The sequence below is a fragment of the Massilia sp. CFBP9012 genome (assembly GCF_034045115.1).
Taxonomy (GTDB): domain Bacteria; phylum Pseudomonadota; class Gammaproteobacteria; order Burkholderiales; family Burkholderiaceae_D; genus Telluria.
This window is the reverse complement of sequence record NZ_JAXCWM010000005.1, coordinates 95,370-107,106: the sequence shown is the minus strand read 5'-3', so window position 1 is coordinate 107,106 and position 11,737 is coordinate 95,370. Positions and strand designations below refer to the sequence as shown.

Annotated in this window: 10 protein-coding genes; 4 read left to right on the top strand and 6 right to left on the bottom strand. The window is 66.0% G+C overall.

Annotation, left to right across the window (positions count from 1 at the left end):
* Positions 1-1,371, bottom strand: coding sequence for a peptidylprolyl isomerase (locus tag SOM61_RS09545; protein WP_320473873.1), 1,371 nt, complete (start codon positions 1,369-1,371; stop codon positions 1-3).
* Positions 1,372-1,443: 72 nt separating this feature from the next.
* A complete protein-coding gene (locus SOM61_RS09540; protein WP_320473872.1) occupies positions 1,444-3,702 on the bottom strand; it encodes an LPS-assembly protein LptD in 2,259 nt (752 codons plus the stop codon).
* Between the two features lie 114 nt (positions 3,703-3,816).
* Between SOM61_RS09540 and SOM61_RS09535 the strand changes: the two genes are divergently transcribed.
* Genes SOM61_RS09535 through SOM61_RS09520 form a run of 4 tightly spaced genes read left to right on the top strand, consistent with a single transcriptional unit; the run spans position 3,817 to position 8,120 of the window.
* Positions 3,817-4,887 carry an aminoglycoside phosphotransferase family protein gene (locus SOM61_RS09535; protein WP_320473871.1) on the top strand — a complete coding sequence of 357 codons (1,071 nt, stop codon included), beginning with the start codon at positions 3,817-3,819 and terminating at the stop codon, positions 4,885-4,887.
* An 8-nt stretch (positions 4,888-4,895) separates the two neighbouring features.
* Complete coding sequence (murU, locus tag SOM61_RS09530) at positions 4,896-5,618, top strand: N-acetylmuramate alpha-1-phosphate uridylyltransferase MurU (protein ID WP_320473870.1); 723 nt, start codon at positions 4,896-4,898, stop codon at positions 5,616-5,618.
* Positions 5,615-6,958 (top strand): Xaa-Pro aminopeptidase, encoded by a 1,344-nt coding sequence (gene pepP, locus SOM61_RS09525; RefSeq protein ID WP_320473869.1) that lies wholly within the window; start codon positions 5,615-5,617, stop codon positions 6,956-6,958. Before murU ends, pepP begins: the two co-directional genes overlap by 4 nt.
* Positions 6,959-6,971: 13 nt before the next feature.
* Positions 6,972-8,120 carry an FAD-dependent monooxygenase gene (locus SOM61_RS09520; protein ID WP_320473868.1) on the top strand — a complete coding sequence of 383 codons (1,149 nt, stop codon included), beginning with the start codon at positions 6,972-6,974 and terminating at the stop codon, positions 8,118-8,120.
* 197 nt (positions 8,121-8,317) lie between these two features.
* Here the strand turns inward: SOM61_RS09520 and SOM61_RS09515 are convergent, their stop codons facing one another.
* The 4 genes from SOM61_RS09515 to SOM61_RS09500 form a co-directional block, all read right to left on the bottom strand.
* Positions 8,318-9,058 carry an SDR family oxidoreductase gene (locus SOM61_RS09515; protein WP_320473867.1) on the bottom strand — a complete coding sequence of 247 codons (741 nt, stop codon included), beginning with the start codon at positions 9,056-9,058 and terminating at the stop codon, positions 8,318-8,320.
* A complete protein-coding gene (locus SOM61_RS09510; protein ID WP_320473866.1) occupies positions 9,055-10,206 on the bottom strand; it encodes an alkene reductase in 1,152 nt (383 codons plus the stop codon). Before SOM61_RS09510 ends, SOM61_RS09515 begins: the two co-directional genes overlap by 4 nt.
* Positions 10,207-10,243: 37 nt before the next feature.
* Positions 10,244-10,933: a type 1 glutamine amidotransferase domain-containing protein gene (locus SOM61_RS09505; RefSeq protein WP_320473865.1), complete on the bottom strand. Its 690-nt coding sequence runs from the start codon at positions 10,931-10,933 to the stop codon at positions 10,244-10,246.
* Positions 10,934-11,040: 107 nt separating this feature from the next.
* Positions 11,041-11,646 (bottom strand): TetR/AcrR family transcriptional regulator, encoded by a 606-nt coding sequence (locus tag SOM61_RS09500; RefSeq protein WP_320473864.1) that lies wholly within the window; start codon positions 11,644-11,646, stop codon positions 11,041-11,043.
* Positions 11,647-11,737: the final 91 nt, after the last annotated feature.

The window sequence follows — 11,737 nt, the reverse complement described above, 5'->3', positions numbered from 1 at the left end:
TTACTGCTCCTCGCGGAACTCGACGTAGGCGCGGTCGCGCACCTGGCGCATCCAGTCTTCCATCGCTTCCTGCATCTTGCGGTCGCGCAGGACCTGGCGCGCCACATTGCGTTCCTTCTGCTGGGTCACGTCTTCACTCTTGCGGCCGATGACCTGGATCAGGTGGAAGCCGAACGGCGACTGGATGACGTCGGACACCTGTCCCGGCTTCAGTTCGTTCATCGCGGTCTCGAATTCCGGAACGGTGTCGCCAGGGTACAGCCAGCCCAGGTCGCCGCCTTTCGAAGCCGAACCGTCCTGCGAGTGCAGGCGCGCCAGGTCCTCGAAGGTGCCGGCGTTGTTGTCCATCTTTTCTTTCAGCTCGAGCAGCTTGCGCTTGACCTCGCCCTCGGTCATGGTCGGGGTGACCTTGATCAGGATGTGGCGCGCGTGGGTCTGCTCGACCACCGACTTCTCGGTCTCGCCGCCCAGCGGACGCTTGCCGGCCAGCTTGAGGATGTGGAAGCCGACGTTGGTCTTGAGGATCGGCGTGACCTGGCCCGCTTCGAGCTTGCGCAGCTCGGTCGAGAACATCGGCGGCAGGCGGTCGGCATCGCGCCAGCCGATCTCGCCGCCCTTGAGCGCGTCAGGCGCGTCGGAATAGGTCGAGGCCATGCGCGCGAAGTCGGCGCCGGTGCGCAGCTGGCGCATCACTTCCTCGGCGCGCGCGCCGCGTGCGGCGATCTGCTCGGGCGAGGCGTTCTCTGGCACGCGCACCAGGATCTGGGAGATGTCGACTTCGATGCGATCGGCCTCGGCAGCCTTGGCGGCCGCCATATAGGTGTCGATCTCGGCTTCGGAGACCTGGATCTTGCTGTCGACCTCGTGCTCGCGCAGGCGCTGCATCATGATCTCGTTGCGGATGTCTTCGCGGAACTGGGAGAACGGCATGCCCTCTTTTTCCATCTGGTTGCGCATGTCCTGCACCGACATCTTTTGATTCTCGGCGATGCGGCCGATGGTGGCGTCCAGGGTGCGGTCGTCGACCTTGACGCCCATCTCTTTCGCCAGCTGCAACTGGGCGCGTTCGACGATCATCGCCTCGAGCACCTGGCGCTCCATGGTCGCCGGGTCGGGCAACTGGGCGTTACGCGACTTCATGTTCTGGCTGACCTGGGCCACGCGCCCGATCACTTCGTTGCGGGTGATCACTTCGTCATTGACGACGACCTGGATCGAATCGACCACCTTGGCGTTGGCCGAGGCGGGCGGCAGGAAGCCACCGCCGGTAGCGGCTGAAGTGTCGGCCTGGGCCAGCGCCTGGCCCGCGGTTAGCGCGCACAGCAATGCTGCCGCCATCTGGAGGGACTGCAAACGGGTAGTACGCATCATCTTGATAACACTCATTTCAGGATAGTTCACATCATGGACGACGAATTATGGACGGCTAGTCTGAACGCTTGCTTATGGACGTCCAATTCCGGTGTTCAGTCGCGTATAGCCCGGGATGCTCTTGTTGAACGAATCGAGCGGGTTACCCAGGCCCAGGCGCGACAAGCCATTGAGCTCGAGCTGGAAGAAGATCGGCGTCGACGCCTCGCGCGCGGCGGTCACGAAGCGCTGCGCGCCCATCCGGAACACCCAGCAATCGGCCTTGTATTCGAGACCGATCAGGCTTTCGATCAGCTTGCCGCCGCCAGCCGGTGAATTGGCCGGCAGCCCCACGCCGTACGACCGCAGCGCGTAACTGACCCGGCCCACGCCATACCAGCGGCGGCCGATCGGCCACTGCGCCGACAGGTCGATGTTGCGGAAGCTGTCACGTTGATAACGGTATTCGGCGTTCAGCACCTTCATCTGCCCCGGACGCCACTGTACACCCACATTCGAGCTGTACAAACTGCTTCCGCTGGCATCGTATTGTACGCCGCTATCGAAGCTCCATGACTCGGAAATGGTGCCGGAGGCCGCCAGCAGCATGTCGGAACGGCTCTGGTGTGGCGGCTCGTCCTTGTAAAGGCCCACGCGCGGCTGCTTGAGGTACTGGCGCTGGCCAAAGGCCAGCCGCAGGCGCTCGGAGCCATCTTCCTGGATGAAGCGCGACACCAGGGCGGCCGTGACCTGGTTGGCGTCGGACACCCGGTCCAGGCCCACGTAGCGGTTTTCGGAGAACAGCTGGGCGTAGTTGAAACCGGAGCGGCCGGTGTCGAACAGCGGAACGTCGTCCTGGTTCTCGTACGGCGTGTAAACGTAGAACAGGCGCGGCTCGAGGGTCTGGGTGGAGCCGCTGCCGAACAGCGAGGCCTTGCGCTCGAACACCAGCCCGCTGTCGAGCGAGAAGGTCGGGATCGTGCGCGAGATACTGGTGGGCTTGCCGACCCGGCTCTCGTGCTTTTCGAGATCGTACTTGGCCGCGTTGTACATCAGCTTGGGCGTGACGAACCAGCCCGGACGCACGATCGGATAGCTGACCTGGCCCTGCACCACGGCACGGTTGCCGCCGATGTCGGTAGGGTGGTCGAAGCGGGTCGCCTCGGCGTCGATCGCCCAGTCGAAACCGGCCACGTCGTAGCGCGCGGCGCGGAAGTTAATCTGCGGCAGGCGGTCGTAGGGGCGCGGCACCCTCAGGTTCGGGTCGGTGTCGGCGGCCGGATCCTGCAGCACCTGGTAGTTCTGGGCGCGCGCGGAGAGGGTCCAGAACTGGCCATGCAGATCGGTGCGCACTTCGCGCAGCAGCTGGCGCTCGGCGCTGGCCGAGACGTTGCGCGAGAAGTCGGACGGGTATTCGTCATCCGAGGCGCCATGCAGGTTCCAGCCGTACGACCAGTTCGGCCTGATCGACTGGCTGTGCAGCGAGTCGACGCGCCAGCGCGTGGTCTCCGTCTTGCGGTCGTCCGGCAAGACCTCGACATGGGTCTCGCCCTGGTAGGTGCTGCCCAGGTAGCGGCCGGTGGCGCCCATCTGGAAGCCGCGGTCGAACATCATGCGCGGGTACAGCGTCAGGTCGCGGTTGGGGGCGATGTTGACGTAGTACGGCACCATCACCTCGGCCTTGCCCTGGGAGCCGAAGCCCACCGTGGGCGGCAGCCAGCCGGAGCGGCGCTGGCCCGACAGCGAGAACGACATCGCCGGGGTGCCCAGGATCGGCACGTCCTTGAAATAGATGATGGTCTTGCCGGCCGTGCCGACATCGCGGCCGCTGTCCAGGCGCAGGGTGCTCGACTTGATGTACCAGTCGGGATCGGGGCCTTCGCAGGTGCTGTACGTGCCGTTGCGCACGATGGCCTGCTGTTCGCCCAAAAAGTCGATGCGGTCGGCCTCGCCCTGGCCATTGGTGCTGGCCAGGAAGTAGGTCGGGTTGAGCAGGTAGCCCTTGCCGGTCTCGAGGTTCAGCTGCAGTTCGTCGCCCTTGTAGCGGTCGCCGAAGCGCCACATGTTCACATTGCCGGTGGCCGTGACTTCGTCCTCGACCCGCAGGTAGCAGGCGGTATCGGCGGTGATGCCGCTCTGGCCGCGCGTGATCTCGACGTTGCGGTCGAGGTCCAGCCGCCGGTCGGGACGGCCGCCGATCTCCTCGGCCTGGATTACGACGGGAAGTTGATCTTCAGCTTGTGGCGCAGGGGGGACAGTCTGGGCGAATGCCGGGACCGCAGTTGCGGTAACCAGTGCATAGAGCGCGAGGACCTGCCGCGGAGGGAAAGGTTGGCGTGACGACCAGCTCATGGAAAATCGCAGCTCATGGAAAATCGGACATGCACCATAAAGGGCGGTTTTTTTAGAATGAATCCCTTATTATATGGGAATTAGCTCAACCAACCGGATTCGTCAGGCCGCTTCATGTCATCTTCGTATCAAAATTCTTCCACTTCCTCCGGTGCAGCACATGATCCCGATCTACGCCTGGCGCAACTGAACGACTGGCTGGTCTCGACCGGCCTGGTGGAAGTCGACACCGGCCGCCCTGCCTCCGTCGATGCGAGCTTTCGTCGCTACTTCCGCTACGACGTCGTCCCCGCCATGCAAGACAAACTGGGCGCGACCCTGGTCGCCATGGATGCGCCGCCGGAACGCGAGAACGTGCCGGCCTTCATCCATGTGCAGGGCCTGCTGTTCGATGCCGGCGTGACCGTGCCTGCGATTGCCGCGCGCAATGTCGAGCAGGGTTTCCTGCTGCTTGGCGACCTGGGCACCACCACCTACCTGGCGCGCCTGGATAGCGACAATGCCGCCTTCATGTATTCGGACGCGGTCGACGCCCTGCTCAAGTTCCAGATGGCCAGCCAGCCCGGCGTGCTGCCCGAGTTCGACCGCGCCTTCATTTTGCGCGAGCTGAACATCTTCCCGGAGTGGTACCTGAACCGCCACCTGGGCGTGACGCTGGACGACAAGCAGCAGGCGCAACTCGACAAGGTGTTCGAGGCGATCGCCTCGAACGTGCTGGCGCAGCAGCAGGTATTCATGCACCGCGATTTCCATTCGCGCAACCTGATGTTCCTCGACCACGGCAACCCCGGCGTGCTCGATTTCCAGGACGCCGTCTACGGCCCGGTGACCTACGACCTGGCGTCGCTGCTGCGCGACGCCTACATCCAGTGGGACGAAGAAATCGTGCTGGACTGGGTGGTGCGCTACTGGCAGAGCGCCAAGCAGGCCGGCCTGCCGGTCAACCCGGACATCGACGCCTTCTACCGCGACTTCGAGTTCATGGCCATGCAGCGCCACCTGAAGATCCTCGGCATCTTCTGCCGCCTGAACTACCGCGACAACAAGTCGCACTACATGGGCGACCTGCCGACGGTGATCGACTACGTGCGCAAGACTGCGAACCGCTACACCGAACTCAAGCCGCTGCTGCGCCTGCTCGACGCGCTCGAAGACAAGGCGCCGCAGGTCGGCTACACCTTCTGAGGTCCAGCATGAAAGCGATGATTTTTGCCGCCGGCCGCGGCGAGCGCATGCGGCCCCTGACCGACAGCTGCCCCAAGCCTTTATTGAAAGTGCGCGGGCGGCCCCTGATCACCTGGCACGTGCTGAACCTGGTGCGCGCCGGGATCACCGAGATCGTGATCAACCACTCCCACCTCGGCCACATGATCGAGGAAGAACTGGGCGACGGCAGCCGCTACGGCGCGCGCATCGTGTACTCGCACGAGCCGACGCCGCTCGAGACGGCGGGCGGCATCGCCAATGCGCTGCACCTCTTGGGCGACGAACCGTTTCTGGCCGTGTCGGGCGACATCTATGCGCCCTACTTCGATTTCTCGCTGGCGCTCGATGCGCTCAAGGATATCGATGCGGTAGGCGTTCCCTACCCGGTCGACAAGCGCGACATCGCCTGGCTGTGGCTGACGCCGAACCCGTGGCACAACCCCGAGGGCGACTTCGCACTCGACATGTACACGCTCAAGAACGACGGTCCATCTAAGTGGAACTTCGCCGGCATCGGCGTCTACCGCGCCGAGATGTTCGACGGGATCGAGGCCGGCGAATTCCTCAAGTTCGGTCCGCTGATGCGCAAGTTCATCGAAGCCGGCCGCGTCGGCGGCGAGATCTACCAGGGCCAGTGGGTCAATGTCGGCACCGTGGGCCAGCTGGAAGAACTGAACGCGCCGCTGCGGGCGGCCAAGTCGGCTTCATGATGCCGCATTGCGCCGCGCATGCCGCCCGGCGCGCGCAGCTGCTGGAGCGGATGCAGCCGGGCGCGGTGGCCGTGCTGGGCACCGCACCGGAAGTGCCGCGCAACGGCGACAGCGACTATCCCTACCGTCACGATAGCCACTTCTACTACCTGACCGGGTTCGCCGAGCCGGAAAGCTTCGTGGTGCTGGTGGCGGCGCAGGGAGAGCATGCGGGGCGTTCCATCCTGTTCTGCCGCGAGAAGAATGTCGAACGCGAGATCTGGGAAGGCTTTCGCTTTGGCCCCGAAGCGGCGCGCGATGCGTTCGGCTTCGACGAGGCCTGGCCGATCGATGAACTCGATGCGCGCATGGCCGACGTCCTGGCCGATGCGCCGGCCTTGTATTACGCGCTGGGCCACGGCGCCGGACTCGACGCCCAAGTGGCCGGCTGGCTCAAGGCGGTGCGCGCACGCGGCCGCACCGGCGTCACCGCGCCGCAGACGACGCATCACCTGCTTGGCATCCTGGATGAGATGCGGCTCTTGAAGGACGAGCACGAGATTGCCCTGATGGCGCGCGCCGGCGCGATCTCGGCCCAGGCCCATGCGCGCGCGATGCGCGCCACCCGGCCCGGCATGTTCGAGTACGAGATCGAGGCCGAGCTGCTGCACGAGTTCCGCCGCAGCGGTGCGCAATTTCCGGCCTATCCCTCGATCGTCGCCTCCGGCCCGCAAGCCTGCGTGCTGCACTACAACGCCAATAACCGCCGCATCGACGACGGCGACCTGGTGCTGATCGACGCCGGCTGCGAGTTGGACGGCTACGCCAGCGACATCACGCGCACGTATCCGGCCAATGGCCGCTTCAGCGATGCCCAGCGCACCCTGTACGAACTGGTGCTGCGCGCGCAGTCGGCTGCCATCGCCGCCATCGCGCCGGGCAGGCCATACAGCGCGATCCACGATGCGGCGGTGCGCGTGCTCACCGAAGGCATGCTCGACCTCGGCCTGCTGGATCGGAACAAGGTAGGCCCGCTCGACGAGGCGATCGCGTCACGCGCCTATGCCCGGTTCTACATGCACGGCACCGGCCACTGGCTGGGCATGGACGTGCACGACGTCGGGGCCTACCGTGACGTCGCCTCCCCCGACAAGCCATCGCGTCCCCTGCTGCCGGGGATGACGCTGACGGTGGAGCCGGGCATCTATGTGCGGCCCGGCGAGGGCGTGCCGGAACGATTCTGGAACATCGGCATCCGGATCGAGGACGACGTGGTCGTGACCGAGGCCGGCTGCCGCATCCTGACCGCGGACGCGCCGAAGGACGTGGCGGAGATTGAAGAAGTGATGCGGAAGCACTGATGCGGGAAACACGATGACGAAACAAGAGCTGGACTTCGACGTGGCGATCTGCGGCGCCGGCCCGGTGGGCCTGGCGCTGGCCGCCTTCCTGGCGCTGCGCGGGGTACCGGGTGCGCGCATCGCCCTGATCGACGGCAAGTCGCTGGGCCAGGCGATCTCGGACCCGCGTTCGATCGCGCTGTCCTGGGGCAGCGTGCAATTGCTGGACGAGCTCAAAGCCTGGCCGCTGCCGGCCACCGCGATCCACCAGATCCACGTCTCGCGCCGCGGCCAGCTGGGTCGCAGCCTGATGGACCGCCGCGATCACGACGTCGACGCGCTGGGCTACGTCACGCGCTACGGCGCCGTGGTCGATGCCCTGGCGCGGCGCTGCGAGGCGGCCGGCGTCGCCGTGCTGCGCCCGGCGCGCGTGCAGTCGCTGGACGAAACTCCCACCGGTGCTCTGCTGGCGCTGGACGACGGCCGCACGCTGCGCGCGCAGGTGGCGGTGCAGGCCGAAGGCGGCATCTTCGGCCAGCAGGACGGTCGCGCCAGGAGCCGCGACTACGAACAGACCGCCGTGATCGCGCGCGTGACGAGCGACATGCCGATCGCGCACCGCGCCTTCGAGCGCTTCACCGACGAAGGCCCGCTGGCGCTGCTGCCGGAAGACGGTCCCGATGGCCATCAATATGCGCTGGTGTGGTGCGTGCGTCCCGAACGCGCAGGCACGGTCCTCGACCTGGACGACACCCGATTCCTGCAACAACTCGGCGACGCCTTCGGCACCCGCCTGGGCACTTTCACCAAAGTCTCCGCCCGCGTCGCCTTTCCCCTCGGCCTGAACGCCGAAGCGCGCGCCACCGCGCGCACGGTCGCCATCGGCAATGCCGCACAAACCCTGCACCCGGTCGCCGGCCAGGGCCTGAACCTGGGCCTGCGCGACGCCGCCGTCCTGGCGCGCCAGCTGGCGCGCGGCGCCACCCCGGCCGCAATCGGCCGCTTCCTGGAAGAACGCACGCAAGACCGCAAGCTAACGATCGGCCTGACCGACACCATGGCCCGCGCCTTCACCGCCAGCAAGCCACTGCAACCCCTGCTGGGCCTGGGCCTCGCCGCCCTCGACCTGGCCAAGCCCGCCCGTACGCTCCTCGCCGACCTGATGATGTTCGGCCGCCGCTAACCCCCTGCGGGTGCCAACCCAATAATTAGGGTCAGAGTCGAATTGTTTGACAACTTCAGTAAATCAATTGGTAATTAATTCGACTCTGACCCTAATTTAGGGGGGCCGGCGATGCTCAGGTGGTAGGGCGCTGAAGGTCGCGGCCGGATTGCTGTCGTCGCTTGGCGGCAAGGCGCCGGAGCGGGTTCGCTCCCGGTTCAGAATTCCTGCGCGGTCGGGCGCAGGACGATTTCATTGATGTCGACGTCGGCCGGCTGCTCGATCGCGAAGGCGATCGCCCGCGCCACCGAAGCGGCCGGAATGGCTTGCCGGTAGAAGTCGAGGACGGCCTCGGTCGCGCCGCCCGTGGTGCTGTGCTTGAGATCGCTTTCCACGGCGCCGGGTTCGATCGAGGTGACGCGCACCTGGCTCCCGACTTCGTGGCGCAGGCCTTCCGAGATCGCCCGGACCGCGAACTTGGTGCCCGAATACACCGTGCCGCCCGGCGAGAACACCTTGACTCCCGCGACCGAGCTCAGATTGATGATGTGCCCGCCTTGCTGGGCCAGGAAGCGTGGCAGGGCCGCGGCAATGCCATACAGGGTGCCCTTGATGTTCACGTCGATCATGGCGTCCCATTCGTCGGTATTGACCTCGGCCATCGGACGGATCGGCATCAGGCCGGCGTTGTTGATCAGGACGTCGAGCCGGCCGAAGTCGGCGACCACGGCGGCGACCACCGCCTCCACCTGCTTCTTGTCGGTGACGTCGAGCACATAGCCCCTGGCCTCGCCGCCGGCGGCGACGATCCGGGCGACGACGCCGTCGAGCTTGTCCTTGCGGCGGGCCGCGACCGCGACCCGGGCGCCGCGTTCGGCCAGCAGGCGCGCAGCCTCCGCGCCGATGCCGGTGCCGCCGCCGGTGATCAGGACCACCTTGCCTTCGATCTGCTGGTTCATGCTGGTTCTCCTTCGGTGATGGTTGGCGCATGGCGCGGGTAATCGGTAAAGCCGGCTTCGGCGCCGCCGTACAGGGTGGTGGCGTCGAGCGGATTGAGCGGCCAGCCCCTGGCGATGCGTTCGGGCAGGTCCGGGTTGGCGATGAAGGGGCGGCCGAAGGCGATCAGGTCGGCCAGGCCGGCCTCGACCAGGCGCGCGCCCTTCTCGGCGGTATAGCGGCCGGCGTACAGGATCTTGCCGCTGAAGGCGGCGCGCACCGCGTGCCGGAATGCGAGCGGCAGCTCGGGCGCCTTGTCCCAGTCGGCCTCGGCGATCGACAGGTAGCCGACACCGGCACGCTCGAGCACCGCGATCGCTTCCAGATAGGTCTGGTGCGGATCGTCCTCGACCAGGCCGATATACACGCGGTCTTCGTCGGTGCTGGAAAACAGCGGCGTGAAACGCACCCCGAGCCGCTCGGGTCCGACCACCTCGCCCACCGCCTGCACGATTTCGCGCAGGAAGCGCAGGCGGTTCTGCAGCGAGCCGCCGTATTCGTCGCTGCGGTGGTTGGCGTGGGCCGAGATGAACTGGTTGACCAGGTAGCCGTTGGCGGCATGGATCTCGACGCCATCGAAGCCGGCGGCCATCGCGTTGCGCGCCGCCTGGGCATACAGGGCGACCAGCTCCCCGATCTCGGCCACGCTCAACGCGCGCGGCAGCGACGGCTCCACCAGCGTCCCGGCGCCGGGGCCGGTCTCGATGAAGGCCTTGACCCTGGCGGCCCGGATGGCGGACGGCGCCACCGGCGCGCCGCCATCGGGCTGCAGCGCGGCGTGCGAGACCCGGCCGACGTGCCACAGCTGGGCGAAGATGATGCCGCCCTCGGCGTGCACGGCCTCGGTCACCTTGCGCCAGCCGGCGATCTGCGCGGCGTCATGGATGCCCGGCGTCCAGGCATAGCCTTTACCGCGCGGCTCGATCTGCGTGCCTTCGGTGATGATCAGTCCGGCGCTGGCGCGCTGGCGGTAATAGCTCGCCATCAGGTCGGTGGCGACGTCGCCGGGCTGGCCCGCGCGCTGGCGGGTCAGCGGTGGCAACACGATGCGGTTCTTCAGCGTATGGCGGCCGAGGCGCACCGGCGCGAACAGAGATGGATGAAGGGACATGGCGGACTCTTTCGGGTCGGTGGCGGGCGCGATCGGCTCAGCCTGCGTTGCGGGACAATTGCCCGATCAGGGTTTCAGCGGCCGCGGCCGACGAAGCGGGGTTCTGGCCGGTGATCAGGAGGCCGTCGGTCACTACATAGGAGGCCCAGTCCTCGCCGCGGCTGAAGACCCCACCCTTCGCCTTGAGCTCGTCTTCCACCAGGAAGGGCACGATGTCGGTGAGTTCGACGGCGGCTTCCTCGCTATTGGTGAAGCCGGTGACCTGGCGGCCGCGCACCAGTGGGCTGCCGTCCGCGTTCTTGACATGGCGCAGGACGCCTGGCGCATGGCAGACCAGCGCCACCGGCTTGCTGGCCGCGACGAAGGATTCGATCAGCGCGATCGAGCGCGCATCTTCGGCCAGGTCCCACAGCGGGCCGTGGCCGCCGGGGTAGAACACCGCGTCGAAATCGTCCTGCGACACGCTGTCCAGGCGCACGGTATTGGCGAGCTGGGCGATCGCGGCGGGGTCGGCTTCGAAGCGGCGGGTCTCGGCGGTCTGGAAGGCGGGCTCGTTGCTCTTCGGGTCGAGCGGCGGCTGGCCGCCGGCGGGCGACGCCAGCACCAGGCGGGCGCCGGCTTCCTTCAGCGCGTAATACGGAGCGGCCAGTTCTTCCAGCCAGAAGCCGGTCTTGCGGCCGGTGGCGCCGAGGGTGTCGTGCGAGGTGAGAACGATGAGGACATTCATGGTATTGCTCCTTCAGTTTTATTAGCAGACCAGATTAGTAGACCAGTCGTCTAGTTCATGTTTCAAAAAAAGACGCTTCGCTGGAAGCGTCCGGTTCGACCCGCGATTCAGCGGGCCAGGTGCAGCAGGTGTTGCGTTGTTTCCATCGCGGCATCGAACGGCGATGCATCGCGGACGATCTTGACCATGACGCTGGCGCCGAGCCAGAGCTGATACAGGCTTTCGGCCAACTGCGCGGGATCGCCCTGCGCCGTGAGCGAACCATCGGCGGCGCCGCTTTCGATCGCATGCGCCAGGCGGGCCACGATGCCGGCGGTACCCTGCTTCAGGGTCAGCCGCATCGGCTCCGACAGGTCTGCGACTTCGGCGCCCAGCTTGACTGCGAGGCACTTGCCCTGGCAATCGTAGAACGACTGGTTGGCGCGCCAGAATTCGAAGTAATCGACCAGGCGTTCGGCCATGGTCTTGTCGGCTTTCTGGAACATGCGGTCCATGTCGGCCAGGTAATCCTCGAAATACTTTGCCAGCAGCGCTTCGCCGAAGGCGTCCTTCGACCCGAAGTAATGATAGAAGGAACCCTTCGGAACCCCCGCCGTGGCCAGGACCTCGTTCAATCCCACCGCCGAGAAGCCCTTGCCGGCCATGATGCGCTGACCCACCGCGACGATATTGTCGCGAACGTCGGAAGAGTCATGTGTCGTTGTCTTAGCCATGACTGCACTATAAATCAGATTAGACCGGTCGTCTAGAACTTTTTTGCATCATTTTTTACGCCCTAAAGGATCAATTAGGGTCAGAGTCGAA